At 37.3% G+C, this 20,334-nt stretch carries 16 protein-coding genes and 1 tRNA gene; 11 read left to right on the top strand and 6 right to left on the bottom strand.

Features of this window, described 5'->3' with window-relative positions; all coding sequences use genetic code 11:
* Nucleotides 1-8: 8 nt before the first annotated feature.
* The 4 genes from rlmN to EPJ90_RS07575 all read left to right on the top strand — a co-directional run bounded on the left by rlmN (nt 9) and on the right by EPJ90_RS07575 (nt 4,541).
* On the top strand, nt 9-1,055 hold the full coding sequence (gene rlmN / locus EPJ90_RS07590) for a 23S rRNA (adenine(2503)-C(2))-methyltransferase RlmN (protein ID WP_161637381.1): 1,047 nt from the start codon (nt 9-11) through the stop codon (nt 1,053-1,055).
* 97 nt (nt 1,056-1,152) lie between these two features.
* Complete coding sequence (locus EPJ90_RS07585) at nt 1,153-1,971, top strand: tRNA 2-thiocytidine biosynthesis TtcA family protein (RefSeq protein WP_200542909.1); 819 nt, start codon at nt 1,153-1,155, stop codon at nt 1,969-1,971.
* 43 nt (nt 1,972-2,014) lie between these two features.
* Nucleotides 2,015-2,869, top strand: coding sequence for an alpha/beta hydrolase (locus tag EPJ90_RS07580; protein WP_161637379.1), 855 nt, complete (start codon nt 2,015-2,017; stop codon nt 2,867-2,869).
* A 121-nt stretch (nt 2,870-2,990) separates the two neighbouring features.
* Nucleotides 2,991-4,541: a DUF4240 domain-containing protein gene (locus EPJ90_RS07575; protein WP_200542908.1), complete on the top strand. Its 1,551-nt coding sequence runs from the start codon at nt 2,991-2,993 to the stop codon at nt 4,539-4,541.
* A gap of 7 nt (nt 4,542-4,548) precedes the next feature.
* Here EPJ90_RS07575 and EPJ90_RS07570 read toward each other — a convergent pair whose 3' ends face one another.
* The 3 genes from EPJ90_RS07570 to EPJ90_RS07560 are packed head-to-tail and all read right to left on the bottom strand — an operon-like array spanning nt 4,549 to nt 7,271.
* On the bottom strand, nt 4,549-5,235 hold the full coding sequence (locus EPJ90_RS07570; RefSeq protein WP_161637376.1) for a hypothetical protein: 687 nt from the start codon (nt 5,233-5,235) through the stop codon (nt 4,549-4,551).
* A complete protein-coding gene (locus tag EPJ90_RS07565; RefSeq protein ID WP_200542907.1) occupies nt 5,228-6,604 on the bottom strand; it encodes a sensor histidine kinase in 1,377 nt (458 codons plus the stop codon). Before EPJ90_RS07565 ends, EPJ90_RS07570 begins: the two co-directional genes overlap by 8 nt.
* On the bottom strand, nt 6,591-7,271 hold the full coding sequence (locus EPJ90_RS07560) for a response regulator transcription factor (RefSeq protein ID WP_125163655.1): 681 nt from the start codon (nt 7,269-7,271) through the stop codon (nt 6,591-6,593). The genes EPJ90_RS07565 and EPJ90_RS07560 overlap by 14 nt, the downstream gene beginning before the upstream one ends.
* A gap of 402 nt (nt 7,272-7,673) precedes the next feature.
* Here EPJ90_RS07560 and EPJ90_RS07555 point away from each other — a divergent pair, with 402 nt between their 5' ends.
* The 3 genes from EPJ90_RS07555 (at nt 7,674) to EPJ90_RS07545 (ending at nt 15,055) form a co-directional block, all read left to right on the top strand.
* A complete protein-coding gene (locus EPJ90_RS07555; protein WP_200542906.1) occupies nt 7,674-14,252 on the top strand; it encodes an SdrD B-like domain-containing protein in 6,579 nt (2,192 codons plus the stop codon).
* Nucleotides 14,253-14,363: 111 nt separating this feature from the next.
* A complete protein-coding gene (locus tag EPJ90_RS07550; RefSeq protein WP_200542905.1) occupies nt 14,364-14,822 on the top strand; it encodes a GNAT family N-acetyltransferase in 459 nt (152 codons plus the stop codon).
* Between the two features lie 156 nt (nt 14,823-14,978).
* Nucleotides 14,979-15,055: transfer RNA gene (locus tag EPJ90_RS07545), tRNA-Arg, on the top strand.
* A 43-nt stretch (nt 15,056-15,098) separates the two neighbouring features.
* Here the strand turns inward: EPJ90_RS07545 and EPJ90_RS07540 are convergent.
* Nucleotides 15,099-16,106 (bottom strand): acyltransferase family protein, encoded by a 1,008-nt coding sequence (locus EPJ90_RS07540; RefSeq protein WP_200542904.1) that lies wholly within the window; start codon nt 16,104-16,106, stop codon nt 15,099-15,101.
* Between the two features lie 73 nt (nt 16,107-16,179).
* Nucleotides 16,180-16,608 carry a YhcH/YjgK/YiaL family protein gene (locus EPJ90_RS07535; RefSeq protein ID WP_200542903.1) on the bottom strand — a complete coding sequence of 143 codons (429 nt, stop codon included), beginning with the start codon at nt 16,606-16,608 and terminating at the stop codon, nt 16,180-16,182.
* A 187-nt stretch (nt 16,609-16,795) separates the two neighbouring features.
* Here EPJ90_RS07535 and EPJ90_RS07530 point away from each other — a divergent pair, with 187 nt between their 5' ends.
* From EPJ90_RS07530 to mltG, 3 genes are all read left to right on the top strand, one after another.
* A complete protein-coding gene (locus EPJ90_RS07530) occupies nt 16,796-16,948 on the top strand; it encodes a hypothetical protein (RefSeq protein WP_200542902.1) in 153 nt (50 codons plus the stop codon).
* A 134-nt stretch (nt 16,949-17,082) separates the two neighbouring features.
* Complete coding sequence (locus EPJ90_RS07525) at nt 17,083-17,304, top strand: sulfurtransferase TusA family protein (protein ID WP_125164046.1); 222 nt, start codon at nt 17,083-17,085, stop codon at nt 17,302-17,304.
* A 30-nt stretch (nt 17,305-17,334) separates the two neighbouring features.
* Nucleotides 17,335-18,414, top strand: coding sequence for an endolytic transglycosylase MltG (gene mltG, locus EPJ90_RS07520; RefSeq protein ID WP_200542901.1), 1,080 nt, complete (start codon nt 17,335-17,337; stop codon nt 18,412-18,414).
* Nucleotides 18,415-18,453: 39 nt separating this feature from the next.
* On the opposite strand, the gene EPJ90_RS07515 is transcribed toward mltG, so the two are convergent.
* Nucleotides 18,454-19,356, bottom strand: a complete 903-nt coding sequence (locus EPJ90_RS07515) for a LysR family transcriptional regulator (RefSeq protein WP_125164048.1) — start codon at nt 19,354-19,356, stop codon at nt 18,454-18,456.
* Nucleotides 19,357-19,580: 224 nt separating this feature from the next.
* Here EPJ90_RS07515 and EPJ90_RS07510 point away from each other — a divergent pair, with 224 nt between their 5' ends.
* The gene (locus tag EPJ90_RS07510) at nt 19,581-20,144 is read left to right on the top strand and encodes a DNA-3-methyladenine glycosylase I (protein WP_125164049.1); all 564 of its coding nucleotides are present in this window, start codon (nt 19,581-19,583) and stop codon (nt 20,142-20,144) included.
* Nucleotides 20,145-20,334: the final 190 nt, after the last annotated feature.

The raw sequence follows: 20,334 nt of genomic DNA, 5'->3' as shown, positions 1-20,334 counted from the left end.
TGATAAATATGAAATCAATCTATGAATATGATTTAAATGAAATGGGCGATCTCTTTGAGTCGTATGGGGAGAAACGTTTTCGCGCAAAACAACTTTTTCAATGGCTCTATCAAAAACGTGTAAATTCGTTTGATGAGATGAGTGATTTAAGCATTGCTTTACGAGAAAAATTAAAACAAGATTTTGTCTTGGATACGTTAAATGTTGTTATGAAACAAGTCGCTTCAGATGAAACGACTAAATTTTTGCTTGAGTGTCATGATGGGGCGCTTATTGAGACGGTAATGATGAAACATGACTATGGATATAGTGTTTGTGTAACGTCGCAGGTGGGCTGCGCAATGGGCTGTAAGTTCTGTGCATCCGGTCTCTTAAAGAAAAAGCGAAATTTGACTACAGCTGAGGTGGTCAACCAAATTATGTTTGTACAACGTCATTTGGATGAACAAGACAAGCGTGTCAGTCATATTGTCGTCATGGGAATTGGGGAACCGTTTGATAATTATGATAATATCATGCGTTTCCTTCGGATTGTAAATCATGATCATGGTTTGGGCATTGGTGCTCGACACATTACGGTTTCAACTTCCGGTGTTGCTCCAGTGATTCGAAAATTCGCAGATGAGAAAACACAGGTAAACCTTGCGATTTCGCTTCATGCGCCTAACGATACCCTTCGGTCTGAGATTATGCCGGTCAATAAGATGTTTAATCTTGAAAAGTTGTTTTCAGCTTTAAAATATTATCAAGATCAAAGCAATCGCCGTTTGACGTTTGAGTACATTCTAATTGATAACGTGAATGATCAATTAGAACATGCCAAGGAATTAGTACAACTAATCCGAGGTATGAATGCATATGTCAACCTCATCCCTTATAACGAAGTGGATGAAAATCCATTCCGTCAAACAAAGCCTGAGCAAGCTGCGAAATTTTATGATTACCTCAAACGTAATGGAATTCAATGTACCATTCGACGTGAAAAGGGAAGTGAAATTGATGCTGCATGTGGACAGTTACGGGCCAATGTGGAGAAACAACGTAAAACATCCTAAGAACCAAGGGTCGCTGTATTGCGACAGCTTGGTTTTTTATTGCGTGACGTTTTGAGTTTATGTTAGGATTTGATTACAAGCAAAAGGAGTAGCGGTTATGACGCATCAAAATATCATTTTAAAAACGTATCGTAAAGAGATTTGGACACCATTTATGAAGGGAATCTCGAACTATGATTTAATTCAAGAAGGGGATTGTATTGGCGTATGTATTTCAGGAGGTAAGGACAGCATGCTCATGGCATTATGCTTTAGTATTCTCGTTCAACATTCCAAGGTTCCATTTACGGTTAAGTATTTGGTGATGGATCCCGGCTATGCACCTTTTAATCGTGAACAAATAAAGAAAAATGCAGATTTACTGGGTTTGGATGTCACAATCTTTGACGCTAAGATTTTTGATTATGTGGATACAATTGAAAAGAATCCCTGCTATTTGTGTGCACGGATGCGTCGCGGACATCTTTATGAATTTGCGGAGTCTTTAGGATGTAATAAAATTGCACTCGGACATCACTATGATGATGTGATTGAGACAATTCTGATGAATATGTTTTATGGGGGTCAGGTTGGAACGATGATGCCCCGTCTAAAGTCCACAAGTCATCCACATATTGAATTAATCAGACCGCTTTATTTGGTCCGTGAAGCAGCGATTTTACGTTGGGTTCATTATACGGGACTCACCTTTCTTCAATGCGCCTGTCGCTTTACAGAGCATAGCTTCAATCATGAGTCAAAGAGTAAGCGCAAAGAAATTAAGTCATGGATTCAAGAATATAAGAAGATTAATCCTTTTATTGAGGCAAATATTTTCCGAAGTGTTGAGCAGGTAAATTTAAACAAGGTAATTTCGTATTTTGATGATGAAACATCACACCATTTTCTTGAAGCGTTTAATGAAGATGATGATTAGGGCGTGTCGTGGTATGATGTTTTAGAGAATGTGAGGTATAAAAATGTATGATTATTTAAAAGTGAGTCAGGATGCTTCGTTATTTTATATTAAAAACACCGTACCCAAACCCCGTGGGGTTGTGGTGATGTGTCATGGATTTACGAATCATTCGGGTGATTATGATGTTTATGCCCGATTATTAAATGACCATAATTATTCGGTCTATCGCTATGATATGAGAGGGCATGGTAAGACGAAGTCTGAGCGTGGTGATATTGATTCATTTCAGACGTACGTTAAAGACCTCCATACAATCATACGCTTGGCGACGCGTGAAAATATTCATCGTCCCATTTTTACACTTGGTTTCAGTATGGGAGGCTTGATTTCCGCCTTGTATGGGGTCCAGTATCCTAATAGTTTAAGTGGACAAGTCTTTTTAGGTCCTGCAGTAGGCTATGTCAGTGCCGTACGCGGTCCGAATAAACTGGCACTTAAAGTAATGAATAAGCTTGCGGATGATCTGTTGGTAAAGTTTTCAGGGGATTCTCTGGAATTAAATAATCCCGTTAAAAAAGAAGCACTTGAACGTGATTATGCGTTTACCAGTAAAAATCCACTCAAGCTTTCCTATTTTACAGTACGCTTTGCGAAGACCGTCTTCCTTGATGGCGCAGAGACAATAATGTCTCAATTTGATGCCTATCGCTACCCAACCTTTATTGCACAAGGGGAAGCAGATCCGACGGTTCCCAAAGATATCTCGGAAACGTTTTACGATTCAATTAAGTCGAAGGATAAGCAACTCAAAATTTATCCACACATGAGGCACGTTTTATACGATGAGCCTAATGGTATGGAAGTCATGCAAGATAGTATTGACTGGCTTGATGATCGCACAACACCCATAAAATAGCCTAAAAGGCTATTTTTTTTAATTTTGATGACAAATTTGTTCACTTAGATAACATAGTTCCATCCATTTTCTCGAAATCGCTTATATTATTTGTGATGAAACGGTGAAATGAGGTATTTTTATGAATCAAGTAAATTTTTGGACAATCATGGATACGGTCCGCCAACAAAGTCAAAAGGATGATGCGTTGTTCTATTTTCTCTTAGAAAAGACAACACAAAAAATGCCGGCATCAGACTATCAAGGGTTTACCGATTATTTTTATACGTATGTCCGAATCTTAGAAAAAAGTCTTTGGCCTACTTTAGTGTGCTCGATTGTGAATGGTTCAACCGAACAAACGGTTCTGGATGGATTTTATGCGTGGACATTGAGTCAAGGTTACACATTTTATAAATTAATCTTATCGACACCGGATGAGACGTATCATAAAACACAGGAGATGGGAATGGGAAAGGCATCCATGCCACAACTTTTTGACGTGATTGGTACCAATCGTATGTTTGACTTGTGTGTGGATGACTTAAACTATTACCATCACGAACCATGGGGTGGTTATGAAACCTTAGAGAGTGCCCTCAAAGATATTCATATTATCCTTCCCCAAACTTGCCTCCATCAATCTTTTCAAAATAATTTTAATCATTCAAAAGAAACCGTAGAAAAAGTTTTAAATGACTGGAATGTAAATCTAAAAATTATGGATGAATTTCCAAACGTCGAGAAAGAAGAGACTTTAAATCCTCAAATACGGAGTGAATATTATGATTTAAATGAACCCATTTCGGAGAATATTGAATTGCTTACGGCGACACATTCATATCTTTTCTATTGTGCTGTCGATATGCATAAGCATCGAACGCGTCTGGTTCGGTTCGATTTTAAAACGGGAACTAAAAATGATATTTTCTTAAGTCAGAAGATTGCGAAAATTAAATATTTAGATGCAACAGATCATCGCTGTGTCTTTCGTGTCGATTATGCTTATGAGAATAGTCATGGTGATGATTGTTATTTAATCTATCGCATGGATTCAAATACGATTGACTTTGTCACGCCCTATTTGGATGGATGCTTGGAACTCTTGGATCAAGCAATTCTTCACAATCATACGCTTTACTTTTCAGGACAAACAGATTCTGTGTCATGTCCCAACATCTATCGCTTTAACCTTCTCACACGATCAACGTTTAAGGTCGTTTCTGGGGCAGGGATGATGCGCAGATTTGGCGATAATTTCCTTTTTGGTTATTGCAGTAAAATGAATCGAACCCGTTGTTTTAAAGGGGTCTTTGAGTATCAGTTGGATGACCAAAATTTATTAAAGCATGATGCGAATATCTATTATAATATCGCATCCGTTAATGATTCAGAATGGTTATTAGGAATGCGTGAAGGGATTTCAGTATGGTTGAATCAATATCGTGTTCTAAACCAACAAACCTTTCCATCACAATATGAAGATTTATTTCCAATTGCTCATAATGAAGCAATTATTGTAGGGTACAAGAAAACCCGAAAAGGATTGCGTATGGTTTTGATTGATCGTAAATCCAATCGAATGTATGAACTTGAAAAAGGGATTGTTTGTCGACTTATCGATGAAGGATTGGAATGGGTGACAATTGATACATTGAGTGGTGTAGTCAAGGTGAATGAATTTAAGGTATAAGAAAAGATCAGAAGGTATTCTGATCTTTTTTATAGAGAATGACATCGACTTCTTTCAATTGCTTCTTCGTATACAAATACATAAATGAAATTACAATAATCGGGAGTAAAAGCAGGATTAGAAGTGTTGTTTTGATGTGTGTAAACATGATTGATTGAAATCCTTCATCATAACGTCCGGAAGTATGGGATGGATGTGAAGGGGTCCATGTTGGATTGCTTAACGATTTCGGAAATACTTGGACACGCTTTTGTGTGCCAAGTGCTGTCTTAAAGAGGACCGTATCAGAACCATCCCCATATTCTTTAATGACAGAGGTGATGGGGACTTCAAGCTGTGTTTCTAGAATCCAAGCATGTGCTTTGGCCAGTTCAATTAAACGGAGGTCTGTTAGACGTTCTAAACTGCCTGCCGGTATCTTAAGGTCAAAGGCTTCAATTCGTTCGGTTTTAGAAGTGATTGGTTCAGATTGAAGCGTTTTTAAATCCATGGTTTTAAGATCATCCGCCGTGATCGTCATCTGCACACGTTTCCAATAAGATCGACCTTCATGATCATGGAATTGGAGCCGTACAAGGTATGTACCTGGGGCATCGATTTCATCAAGATTGACACTTTCATAAGTTGCGAATAAGGGTGTAAATTGCATTACAATCAAAACCATACATCCCAAAATCACTCCGATTTTACGCATGATTTGTTCCACCTTTCAAAGGTAGGGTAATCGTTATAAGTACAGCACCATCTTCTGTATGAAGGGTGTAAGTGCCGTTGGCAAGATAACTGAGATCTTTAATTAAGAAAAGCCCATTGCCACTGCTGTATTGGTGTGCTTCATCGGTTAATACATTAAATAAAAATTCTGATTTCTTCATGTGTTCAAGATTGGCAGGTAAGGTTTGATTACGATAGGTCATGATGACCGTTTCATCTTCAAGGGTCAAGCCAATTGAAACCGTTGAATTATCCGTAGCATAATTTCCAATATTCGACATTAAATTGTGAATTAAAAGTTGAAGGATGACTTTATTGGATTCAATCACAAGTGTATCCGGAGAATCCAAATCAATCATAAGATTACGTTTCGCGAAATGTTGACCAAAGTAACGTAACGTATCGTAGGTTAGGGATACCAAGTCAAATTCAGATAAGTTATGTTCCAAAGTCAGGTTATCTTGATTTAAGACTGTTAGGATTTCATTGATTCGTTCCATAATTTTTTGGCTTTGCTTAATGTTCATTTCTGCGACATCCAATGGTGTATTGGATTCATCAATACCATCCACCACCAATTCATTCATCATAATTTGTTGGTGAATCGGTGTTTTAAGGTCATGAACAAACGATTTGGACACGAGTAACGTATTGTTTAGACGTTGACGACCAATCTCTAAATCTTTCTCAAAATCGGTATAACGATGCGATGCAGCGGTCATGGCATGATGTATTTGAGTAGAAACATTGGATAATGTTTGGTTAATAACATCATCGCGTGGTTTAATCGCATCAAAATCATAATTTTGAAGGGACGCAAGCGATTTTTTTGCGTAGTGAAGTGGCTTAAACAGTGAATACATTATGAAGAAATAACCAATTGTCATCACCACAAACGAAGCCCCTAGGACGGACACTTGTTTCGAAAGAAAGGGGATCAAGTAGGCATCATCAGGGAAGTTATACATGCGCACCCAAAAACGATATGTAGAATCATAAGCACTCAAGGAACCCTTAGATTCATAAAGGACTGCTTTTGACGAGACCACGCCAAAGAAGTTTGCTTCATTTAACACTTCAGAAGAATGATAGATCATTTGATCACCTTCAAACACAAGTAAATCGAGGGGATAGTTTTCCACAAGTTCATCAAATGAAGCTTGTTTGGTTAATGCATACTCATTGACCGACTCACTAATACGTTGTTCCATTTGGTGAACGGTATTCTTTTCTTCCTCTTGATAGCGTTGAGGGAAATTCACAAGATTAAGAATGTATACAACGATGAGCACGGCATAGGCAAGTGTTAAAACAACCCCGACCCACGTACTTCGTTTAGGAGCCTTCATTCCACTTATATCCAGCCCCTCTTACTGAAACAATCGAAAAGATTCCCATTTTAGTTCTTAAATTTTTAAGATGAACATCAACCTTTCGGATATTGTCAGCTGTCGGTTCTTCAGCCCATACAGCGCGCAATAAATCTTCACGCATAACCAATGTGTTTTTATGATTCAAGAAATATTCAAGTAGATTGAACTCTGTAGGCGTTAACTTATAAGATACATTTTCTTTATATACCGTACGGTTTCTTAGGTCCATCATGATATTCTCAACACTTGAAGAAAGAAACTTAATGTGTGTGATTGGTAAACTTTCGCGTTCCAAAATATTGGCGATATAGTGTAGAATCACTTTTAAGCTTTTTGATTTCTCAATGTAGAGATCAGCATGAAGTTTCAAGGATTCAAGTTCAGTGTGATTGCTTGGTTTTCCTGTCAGAATAATGGAACGGGTTCCTGGTGCCATTTTCCGTGCAGAATCTACCAAGCGCAATCCATCTAATACATCTAACTCTAGATCCGTAAGCAATAAATCATATTGGTTTAACGCTAAGTGTTCCATGGCGTCAATCCCGCTATAGACACAATCGACCTCATAGGGTACTTTTAAAAGTTGTTCAGTGATAAAGTTTGAATACTCAACATCATCTTCTACAAATAGTATTTTTTTCATAAATGTCACCTCTTTTTTATGATTTAATTTTACTGTTTTTAAAGAATATGAAGGTCTTGATGTTCTCGAAATACGTATACATGTAATAAAAATTAAATTTATGAATTATTTCATGGAATTTATCCATTAAAACGTAAATCATTGTGAACAATTTGTGTAGATTAATGAGATGGTTATGTGAACATGATTCATATACGAAAGAACACAAACCCACTTATTAAAGGATTTAAGGCTGTTTCACAATCTTGTTCACGAACGCTTTTCATCTTCACTATCTACATAAATCCCGTTTTTATTCATGACAAATATAGTTTTGTTTGTGACATATCCAGCTTAACGCGTTCATTCTCTTTTAAGATTCATACATAAGCGCACTGCGGTGTGTCAGAAGGAGGAAAAGATATGGCGGGATTTAAGAAAAATTTAGTAGCATTCTTATCAGCAGTTCTCATGATGTCATCATTTGGAATGGCCCCAACATTTGCGATGGATGCAGATTTGGGAAATGACGACTATAAAGTGGTCGTTGATAAGAAACTAAACCCTACGGATCTTACAGTAGATTTAAAAATCAAACTCGAAGATAAGAAGAAAGATACTCCAAAGGAGATTTCTCACTTATCAAAAAACTCAAAAAAAGAAGGTGTGGAGAAAGAGGAACTTTCGCTACGCAATGATTCAGAGGATGAGTATGAAATTAAAATTTCAGAAAATGATGACTATGAATTTGAGTTAACGTATTCAAAAGAGGTCAAGGAAGCTCAAGATGATGCGGGAGCAATTAACCGTGAAGAAACACTTACATTTAGTGTAAATGTTGATGAAATCACAGAAGTAGAGCCAGAAACCAATTCTGAAGCACCCTTAACACAAACGGAGGATGTTAAGGCACCTGAAGTTTCGGTGGATGCATTGGGTGATGCGGATATTACCTTAGAAGTTGTGGACTATGATCCTTCTGTTGAATGGAAAGCGGGAGAACAACATCAGATTAATGTAAAGGTTGATTTCAAGGACAATAACTCAACCGGTAAAGAGATTCGAATTAACGTTCCTGAAGGAATGGAAGTCGTTTCCTATCCCGTTAAAGGATCACCAGAAAGTGGTACTCCAGAATATTCGATGAATGGTACACTGGTAGATGGTGTTATTACAGAATCACAAAAATTAGAACCAACGTATTACGAATCCTATAATGGGCAAATTGTCTATAAAGTCAGCGATACAACTCAAATTGTTGAGTTAGAACGTATGATTACCGTTAAAGTAGATGAAAAAATTTACTATGGACCCAAAACATTTACCGATGCGATTAAAGTAGAAGCATTTAAAAATGGCGATCTTGCAGATATGAAATCATTTTCTCATACAACCGTAGAAAAGGTTTCTTACCTCTTGCGTGCGCCGTCTTCAAACTTTCATGCTACCGTATCAAAAGGTGATACAGACACATTGATAATGGGGAATCCTCGTGTAAGTCGTGATGGTCGTTTTAATCAAACACGCTTTGCTGTAAAAAACATTACAACTACCATGTATTATCCAATTGGAACGACAATTGATGACACACAACTTACTCAAACAGTTGTATCTAAAGATGATTCAATCGGAAAAATTGTTTTATCAGCAGATAATCTATCCAGTTCAACTTCACAGCTATTTACTGTACCTTTAAAATATGGTCATTTAGCTGAAGGATTTTACTATGCTTCGGATCAGTCATATTTCGAAATAAATACCTACGATGGCGCTGTCATTAAGGTTACGGATAAAGATGTCCCTAAAGCTTCACTAAACATTATTGATCCTGAAACAGTTCCAAATAAATTAACATTGCGAACAGATAAAACACCTTTTGTGAATCAACACGAAGACTTTAGTAACAGTCTTGTTCGTTACTCAATTTTAAACGACAATACAACAGTCAAAACAAATCAAATTATTCAATTAGATTTTGATGCGAATTTAGAAGTTAAAGCAGCTTTAGCTCCAGGTGGCGTTAAAAATGTTAAAAAGGTATTCTATGTTACCAATAAGAACACTTCGCTTCGAGAAGCGAATAAAAGTCAAATTGTAGGCTTGAACTCTGCAGGTATGACTGGTGTAAGCCAAACAATCCTGGGTCTCCAAGCGGATGAGTACTTTACACGCGTTGTATTTGAGATGAATGATATTCCAAAAGCATATCGATCTGCTGACTATCTTTCAAATAGCAAATATGGAAATATCATTGGACGTCTAAAAGATGGTGCTGCTTCCGGTAATGTTACTGTAAAAGTATTTGCACGCCTTGCAGATGGAACCGAAGATTTAGAGTCTGTCGTTTCAGAAACTCAAGTCGTAAGTCGAATTGCGAAGCCACATGTACGTATGCTTCCAAACAACGACGGTAAAGTTGTGAATGCGGGAGACACTACAACGTTACAATTTAACCTATCAGAGCAATATTACTACGATAATGGTGCCAACTCATTTGGTATAATTGATCCAGAATTCTTCTTTATCATCCCAGAAAATACACAAATTGATATGAGCACATTTAAAGTGTGGACATCAAATAAAGCGATAGGAAGTTCTGATTACACTTCAGAGATTTACACAATTAATGCTACAGGACAACGTGCATTAAGAGTACAATTCTCAGGCGTCTTTGGTGCAAACTATAAAGACAGTTATTTACCAGTATTACCTTATGTTCGTTTTAACTTAAACACCAATATTAAATCTGGTGGTATTTATGAGCTAAATAAAGCAGGATTCTGGAAATTGGATAAAAATTGGACCGTTTCAAATGTTTCCGGGCAACCTGGATCTGTTGCGGATACTGACGATATCAATAATGATAACGACGTAACAGAACGCATTATGCCCGCGAAAGCTACCCAATTAAATATTATTCCGCGTGAAGAGTTAATTATTGATACGTATATCCAACCTAAAGGAGATATTCGTCGTCCTTCATTTGATATCACGAAACCGGAAACAGCAGTTTCATTTACACCAGGTACAGAAGCGACCTATACCGTTGATTTATTAAACAATAAAAATGTTCCAATCAATGGATTCGCAGTATATATTCCAGTACCAAAAGAGGGTAATGATTTCGGAAAGAACTTCCAATCGACACCATTCGCATGGAATATGAAACTGAATGCAGTACCAAAAATTGAAATTTACGATAAGAATGGTGCTGACATTTCGATTGAAAAAGGTTCAAGTTATAAACTTACATACTCTACCGATGCAACAACAGAAGCTAATTATTTAGGTGCAGCCTACGGTACATCCTTTAACCCCAATACAACCATGATTCGACTCGAAAATACAAGTGGATCGGTTGAAAGTGGAGAACGTGCCGTGCTTGTGATGGACTATGTTGTGGATGAAACACCTGCAACCGCAATTGGCAAATTGGGTAAAATTAATGACTTTATGCCATTCTACTCATTTGATGCAGGAACTGTTGGGTGGTCATCCGGATCACGTGTTGGTGCTAATTTAGAAATTGGAGAAATTAAAGGTCTTGTATTCCTTGATGCAAACAAGAATGGTATCATGGACGGTTCAGAAGTTGGACTTGGAAGCAAACCCGTAGAACTCTTGAAAAAAGATACAAACGGAGCCTATGTTTCCGTGAAAACGATGAACACGAATGCAGATGGAACGTATGCTTTTGGTGATTTAGGAAATGGTGATTACCAAGTAAACTTCAATGGTGTATTAGGAAGTAATCAAATGTTTACACTAAAAGGCCAAGGTAATGATGGCATGAAAGATTCTGATGTCGATGTGAAAGGACCAAACGCTGGTCGTGTATCGTCTATTGATCCAACATCAACACAATCTGGACAAATTACAGTCGGTGTTATTGACTACGACCTCACGCAATTAACGGTTAAATTTGATAAATCATCTGAAACTGTTAAAGCGAAAAAAGAAATTGATCTTGCTACAACCATTACACCAGATTTCTTTAATTCAATTAAAGAATCAATGACCTTTACTTCAAGTAAGGAAAGTGTGGCAATTGTATCATCAACCGGTCGTGTTACTGGGCAAGCTGTAGGAACTGCAGATATCACTGTAACGGTTACTGATATTTACGGTAATACCGCAAGTGATACGATTCAAGTTACTGTTACAAGCAATACCCCTCCAGTCTTAACGCTTCAAAAACTCGTGGCGGATGTGGAAATTAACACATCGGTAAATCTTAGTGATTATATTGCGAGTGTTACGGATAATGAAGATGGTCCTATTGATCCTTCTAATGTTGTGATTACACCATCTACACTTGATACATCAGTATTGGGTGCAATACAAAATGTAGAATACTCGGTAAAAGATCGAGATGACAATGAAGTCAAACAAACAATCAAATTTACAACGGTTGATACATTGGCTCCAACCATTGGATCTGAAACGTTAAATGCGGTAAACATCAACAACTCCAAGCCGCTAACAGAAGCAGAGTTCTTAGCACTAATTCAATATCGTGTTACGGATAACTCACTTGGGACTGTAACAACAACATCTGACTTTGACATCAAGCTAACGCAAGCAATTCAGTCAAAACCCGGAAGTGTTGTTGTGACACTTAAAGCTACAGACGCTTCAAACAATACACAAGTATTCCCTGTATCAGTAACCTTGGTGGATGATGTGAAACCAGAAATTACAGCGGAGTCAAGCTTAGTCTTAAACTCAAGCGATGCCGATCTAAACGAAAGTGCATTCCTTGGGCTTGTGAATGTGAATGCAACAGATAACAGTGGTAATGTTACCGTGTCATCAGACTTTGATACCATTGTCGTTGACCAAAAGACACCAAATGCAATTGGTGTAAACGTCACAATCACTGCAACAGATGGTGCAGGCAATACAAAATCTGTAACCGTTAAAGTAACGGTAAAGGATACAACTGCACCAATCTTAACAATCGCTAAGAATGTGGTAGTGCTTGAAAAGACCGATGGTTTAACCTATGCGGACCTTAAACAAGAAATCAATCCAAGTTTTACCGATAATGGTGATATGACAGGAATTGAAGAAACTACAATCGACTTTGGGTCGGTAAAAGGGAATGAAATTGGTCGCTACCAATTCCAAATTCAAGTTATCGATAAAGCGGGATTGGGTTCAAATGTTGAGACCATTACCGTCAATGTAGTTGATAAATTTGATCCAAATACAAATGAATCCATGAATGCTCATGACTTCAGTATGAAATTGGATGACGCTAAGACAGCAGATTTAACACAATTAAAACTTGCAGCGGAAGCGGTAGCCTTCAGCTACGCTACCAATCCAGAAAAAAGTGTTGCGATTACGGGATATGCACTTGCTTATGAAGGCATCACCGTAACAAACATCAATCAAATTGGCGATTATACGGTCACATTCACAACGGATGCAGGAACTTCCTATGATGTTGTTGCTCATATTTTTGATGAGATTGATCCAAACACTCAGGAAGCCATAAATGCTCATGACTTCGATATTCAACTTGAGGATGTCAATGATAAAAATCTTATTGAGCATGCGCAAGCCAAAGCATTCACCGTATTGGGTGGAAAACCTAAAGAAATTGAGATTACAAAAGTAACGCATGCGATTACCGGTACGGGTGATTACACTGTAAAATTTGAAACGGATCAAGGTACGTCAAAAGAAGTTACGGCTCATGTTTACAGCTCTGTAAATATAGAAAATAAAGAAGCAATGAACGCCGATGACTTCGTAATTCAATTATCTTATGTGAATGAGATTAATGTAAAACAATTATCCGGTTTAGAAGCCTACGATATTAGTGTCAATCCAGCACTTCCGTTAGATCTAGATACCATTACCGTTTCAGATTTACCAACAACAATTGGTGATCATAACATTACATTTACGACGTTGAAGGGGACACAGATTACGGTCGTTGCCCATGTCTTCGATGTGATTGATAATGTGAATAAGATTGCTATGAATGCTCATGATTTCTCAATGTTGCTTGATGATGTATCTACGGAAGCACTGATTGCAAATTCAGGAGTTGAAGCATTTGATGTATCAAATCCAACGCAAATCACACCGATTACAGATATTACGGTACTTACAGACCTTCCACAGTCATTGGGTAACCATACAGTTACTTTCGAAGCAACAAGTGACCTCGGAAAAACGTCGACACTGAGTGTAGTAGCAACGCTTTACAACAACGGTACTGTTGTTCCTGGAACCGGTTCAATTTACGCAAACAACTTTGAAATTAAAATGAAGCATATGACACAAGATTCCGTGCGTATCGCAGCAGGTGTTACTGCATTTGATGCTGCGGGAAATGCAGTTGATGTTCAAGATATTAAACTTGTTGGCGAACTACCTCAAACCGCTGGATACCATAACTTTGTCTTTGAAGCGAAGGGTGTTCAGGTCACGGTATTAGGTCGTGTATCCGCACGTTATGAAGTTGTAGGTCATGATTTAAACATGACAATGACCGAATTCAAGACATTTAAAGCAAACGGTACGCTTGAAAAAGAAATTATCAACCGTGCTGAAGGAAAACTGATCAATCTGGATACCGGTGAAGAAGCAGAATTAGCAGAAGTTGATTACCGATCAATTGATGTTGAGAAACTTGCACCCGGTAACTATGATATTGAGTTAACATACGCGATTGATGGTGACTTTATTGATGAAGAAACATCCGTAAAAGATCCAATGACATTTGGACTTATGAAAACCATGAGCAAGAATGTCAACTTAAATATTACGGTTGATAGCAGTAATGGCAATGGATCGAATAACGGTTCCAATCAAGGATCAAGTAACGGTTCTGAGAACGGAACGCATTCAGAATCCAAGGGTTCATCCCTTCCATCAACAGGTATTGCAGTCGAGAGTACACCCGTACTTCTTGCAAGTGGCCTTGTTGTTCTAGGATTTGTCTTAATGCTTATGAATAAAAAGAAAAAAAACGAAAATCAGTAGCGTAATTTTAAAACACCCTTAATTAAGGGTGTTTTTTTATGGGATGGATTGAGGATTTTAATCTAAATTTCACGATGATCATGTAAGATTAAGTTAAGAAGGAGGGGTAGAATGAATATTGAAAAGAAATGGTTTCATGATTTAACGAAAGAAGAATTGTTTGAGATGTATCGCTTGCGTATTGATATTTTTGTGGTTGAACAGGAATGTGCGTATCAGGAAATTGATGATTTTGATTTAACGGCACTTCATGTGTTTGTACGGGATGATGAAGGCGTTTTAGTCGGTTATGGTCGTGTTTATGACGCCGGTGACTTCAATACCTTTGGCCGTGTTTTAATCTTGCCAGCCCTTCGTAATCAAGCCCTGGGGTCGCTTTTAGTTCAAACTTTAATCGACACAATTAAGACAACGTTAAAAGATAAACCAATATACATTCATGCGATTGCATCGCTTCAAAATTTTTATGAAAAACGTGGATTCAAACCAATGGGGCCTGTTGTCGTTGAAGACGGTATCGAACACATTGATATGGAATATATTGGATCGGTAGAGCCAAAGGATCAATAGCACTTTCTTGCTATTTGACCCATGAAAATCACGATATTTGCATACTGATAATTTGTATATTTGCTAATTTGGGATTTTTTATATTTGAGCATTGCATATTCCCAGAAGCTAGCGTATAATAGGAAACATCAACAGGGATTATGTTGAAAAGATGATGCGCCCGTAGCTCAACTGGATAGAGCACTTGATTACGGCTCAAGAGGTTATGGATTCGACTTCTGTCGGGCGCGCCAAATATTAAATAAAACACCTACATTGTAGGTGTTCTTTTTTTTGTTATGTTTGGTTGCGAAAGAGGCGTCGATAAATATAGCCTATAAACCGATCATAGGCAGAAACCATTGGTTTACTTGAAAGCATGTAAACAATAACACCACACCAACTTAATACTAATATCAGCCTTATGGCTCGATTCTCAAGGTTAAAGGTTATTGGAGCCATCAAAATCAAGAGATAGGTATGAAACATGTAGATGTTTAACGAATTTTTTCCGAATCGATTCAATCGTGTTTGATGGTCTGGAACGCGATTTAATAAAACATAAATCCCCATAAACCCAAGACCGTAACGGATGATTGCTAAGAGAATGGGGTAACCCATTGTAGTAAAGAGTTCATGATATGATCGATCACCCCATAGAAATTCGGACGGTAAGTTAAGAACAAATGTATAGAGGTATGCCGCAAGGATAACTATTGCAAAGATAAGAACTGGATAGTGTTTGGTTTGCGATTGGATATCCGCAATGGTTTGATGTGTTGTGAAATATCCGGCAAGAAAATAGGGCAAGAAGACGAGAATACGAGATAACGTGAGGTAGTCACCAAATTCAGTGAAAAGCCCTCCTAAAACGCCAATAAACAAACTCAGCGCAAATATATCTTTAATATGAAGCAACGAGGGGAGGAGCAATTTCCAGATAAACATTGCCAGCAAAAACCACATTGCCCACCCGGGTGTTAAAAAACTAAAAATTGGAATCCCATCCGTGGTTTGAATGCCAAGCGGGAGCAATTTTAATATAGCCCAAAGGGTATTGAAAATAAAAAAGGGGATAAAAAAAGTCCGAAAAGCATCATTTCGGCCTTTCTCAATATTCTTCGACAAATACCCTGAAATAAATACAAAAGCAGGCATATGAACCATGTAAATAAGGTTGTAGATGAATTGAAGACTTTTAAGATCATGACGTAAAAATTCAAGCCCATGACCAAAAACGACCATTAGAATAAGTATTCCTTTGAAATTATCGATCCAAAGGTATCGTTGTTTTAGTGTAGTCATAACGCCTCCAATTTTCTCTATAATAACAAGATTCATCGTGCAAGTCTATGAAAGCGAAAAACTGCCGAAGCAGTTAAATTCGAACTTTATAGACAATTTTAGAGATGGGGTTGTTCCCCGTAAGATCATAGCCCACTTTATGTGCTTCATGTTCAAAGAAAATCACAAACGTATTGGGTTTTAAGATGCCTTCCACTTGATGCGGTTCACAATCTCCAAATAAGATATCATGCGCTTCATCATAGTTTGTTTGATGGACAAGATTGTCTTTATGCGTCATTTTAAAAAACTCATTTCCCTCTAACACAACATGCACATCATAATAAATGCGATGCAATTCATATGATTTTTCTGCTTCAATTCCTGTTTCAAAATGAATGAAGTTTTTAATGAGTGTTGTAGAGGGGTCTAAAAGCGAAGTCTGGATATCCATCAAGATTGTATCCAGGTTTTCATTAATTCCTAAGTATAAATGGGCATTGCTAATATGGTCGTAGATCATATTCAATCCTCCTTGACACCATCATACACAAGATTTCATTCTTATGATTTATTTTTGTGCATTAGTACCATAAACTATGTATTTCATGACATATTGCGACTTTAAGAGGGGTGATTGCGTAAACTAGGAGTAGGGAAGGACGTTTAATTAATTATAATAGATTAAAACACCTTCTCAAATAATAATAATGAGCATAAAACGTTACCATCAAACACATCCCCTTGCACATAAATCGGCGGTTGATTTATGTCGTGTATTGATGCTCTTTATGTTCAACCTCTATTCAATCATTCCCAATGCAGAGTTTATCCATTCTTTGCAATTGATTGAATCATCCTAAAACACTGTGTCGGACAACGCAGTGTTTTTTTCGCACTTTTTGAATAAATCAGCCTGTGTTTTTGTCGAATAATTCGTTTTACATTGACAAGTCGGATAACTGTTTGTACTATAAACAAAAAAGGAGATGATGATATGAAACGGATTGATTGTTTAGGCGAAATTTGTCCTTATCCAATGCTATTACTTCAAAAAGAATATGATGCCTTATGTTCTGGAGAGTCTGTTTTATTGGTTACAGATCATCATTGTACTTTATCTGCCGTTGGTGTTTATTGTGATGCGCAAGGGTTTCGTTACAGCCCTGATGAGGTAATACCTGGTGTTTGGGAAATTACGATTACCGCAAAACAATAATCATCCGCCATCAAAATCTTGAGGGGTTCTATGAAAGATTTAGAGAAGAAACAGCGTTATGTTTATCTCGCAGCATTCATGATGCTGCTTTTTATTGTATTTGTTAGAGGTGGAGCACGTATTAAAATGAGTCACGATACGTTGCGAAAGCCAGCGACGTCTGAATCGGATGTGATTGTGTTTCTGGTTACAGCTGATGATACCTTGGATACCATTGCTGAGCGTCTTGAAGGACAAGGGATTGTACGATCAAAAAAATTCTTCAAAAAAACGATTCAACGATCCACAACGCAAACCATTAAACCAGGAAATTATTTTTTAGATCGTTCATCAACCTATGAGGAACTTGCAAATCAATTAACCAATCCGGAAAATAAAGTTGGACGGGAAGTTGATATCACATTTCTTCCCAATGATTGGGCTAAAGATTTTGCGTTTAAAATTGGGAGCATTACCAACCTTAAATCAGATGATATTTTAGCGTCGTGGAGTGATCCAGTGTACTTAAAATCCCTAAGTAAGGACTATCCGTTTTTAACTGAAGCTGTATTTAACCCATCGTTAAATGTTGGTTTGGAAGGGTATTTTACCCCTGAAACCTATCGTTTCTTTACGCAAACAACCGTCGATGCGGTTACGCGAAGACTTTTAGACCAAACCCTTGCGTTTTACCAAGAACATAAAGCTTTGTTTGAATCTCAAAAACTCAGCATCCATGAAATCTATACATTGGCTTCAATTATTAATTTTGAAACCGAAAATTTTGATGATATGAAACGGGTCTCCGGTGTATTTTATAATCGACTCCAATCGGAAATGCCCTTGCAATCCAGTGTTACCGTCTGTTATGCATTGTATGAATATGAAACTTGGCAACAATGTGAATCCAATACAGATATTGATTCTAAATTTAATACATATCAACATTTAGGACTTCCTATTGGTCCGGTTATGAATCCATCTCAAAATGCCCTCTTAGCTGCAATGGAACCGGAAAGACACCAGTATTATTATTTTGTTGGTGATATGAAGCATCATGATGTTTATTTTGCGGAAACGTTATCAGAACATGAGTATAATGTGGAAACATATGTTGATCCTTATCGATAACCTTAAATACAAAAAAAGCAGAATGAATCTGCTTTTTTTCTAACATTTCGTCGCATCAACTTGATCTTCAATATAACGCATAATTTCTAAGTGTTCTTCCATTGAGTCATCCGTAATGTTTTTTCGGATAAGATGATATTCTGACATAAACTCAAACCCTTCGAGTTTGATTATTTTGAGTTGTTTGTTATAGACTTCTTTTTTGATGGACATATAAGGTAAGAATGCAAGGCCAAATCCACGTACCGTGGAGGTCTTAATGGATTCAGTAGTATCCAATTCATAAGGGATGCGTAATCTTGACTCATCAACATGACATTTCTCAAGTTGTTGGCTGAGTAATTGGCGGCATTTCTGGGACTTCTTCAACATCAAGACTTGATATTGGTAAAGCGCTTCAACGGTCAAAGCGTCAGGGACATCCAATTCGGTACTGGCAACAAGATAGTACGGGTCTTTAATTAAAGGCCGACAATAAAGTGATTCATCAAGGGGCGTTCCAATAATAAATCCGATATCTGCTTTCCCCTCTACAATTTGATTTTCAATTTCAATACTGGATGCGGCTTTCATTTCTAAATCATAGGATTCAAAATTTTCTTTAATACTGTGGATGGTGCAAGGAAGGGCATAAGCATATACAATTGGTGTCGCCATGATGTTAATGCGATGATTTTTATCATGTTTTAGGTTCTCAACTTCTTTAATCATTTTATCGTGACAGGAAATGAGTCGTGTTGCATATTTTAAAATGACTTCGCCCTCTTCGGTTAGAACCACCCCTTTGTGGGTCCGTTCAAACAAGGTACAGTCAAGATGGGTTTCCATTGCTTTGATTTGTTGACTTAATGCGGGTTGAGAGATATTCGCAAGTTCAGCGGCGCGTGTGATACTTTTATATTTTGCGACATCCACAAATGCACGAAAAAAACTAATATTCATGAGGATTCTCCTTGTGTAATTTAGATAATTATATCACAAGGGTCTTTATTTGGTTTATCAACCAATAAGTAATTGTTATGACAGAAACAATTTTTTCGTTCTTTTTTCTTAAAAGATATAAACCTTGTGAAAACTGTTGTTTTCTAACAAATATTCCCGATTTGAATATCAAATTAACACACTTTTGAGGCAACTTCGGTATAATAAAAGAAAAAGGAGTCTTTATGGAAAAACAACGCTGCGAGTGGGCGAATCGTAATCCCTTGGAAATGATGTATCACGATACAGAATGGGGTCGTAAGTCTGAAGATGATCGCTATTTATTTGAAATGTTGATTTTAGAAGGGATGCAAAGTGGTTTAAGTTGGACGACGATTATTGCGAAACGTGAGGGGATGCGCGAAGCTTTTGCGAATTTCGAACCAGCACGACTGATCCGTTTTACCGAAGAGGATGTAGAACGTCTTGTTTTAAATCCGAATATTATCCGTCACCGTCTTAAAATTCAGGCAGTCATATCCAATGCACACGCGTATTATAAACTCACAGAGGAACATGATAGTTTGGCAAAGTTTTTATGGCGTTATGTTGATTACAAACCAATCATCAATCATTACCAAGATATGTCCGAAGTTCCTGCATCCACACCCCTTTCCGTTCAAATGAGTAAAGATTTGAAGAAACTGGGATTTAAGTTTGTCGGTCCAACGACAATTTATGCCCTCATGCAAGCTGTAGGCATGGTAGATGATCATTTAGAAGATTGTTTTCTTAAAACACATGAATAATCAAAAAAAGATCCACGTAATCGTGGAGTAGTAAACTAAAAGTAGACAAGTAAAAAAGACTTATCTACTTTTTTTGTGTAATAATAAAATCAGAGATAAAACGGAGGTATTAATGATGGGAAGACCCAAAGGCGGATTAAATAATAAATGGACTTATGAGGATCGTATTAAAGTCGTTACACGTCATATT

Source organism: Erysipelothrix sp. strain 2 (EsS2-7-Brazil), from assembly GCF_016617655.1.
Taxonomy (GTDB): Bacteria; Bacillota_I; Bacilli_A; order Erysipelotrichales; family Erysipelotrichaceae; genus Erysipelothrix; species Erysipelothrix piscisicarius.
This window is presented reverse-complemented; position numbering and strand designations above follow the sequence as displayed.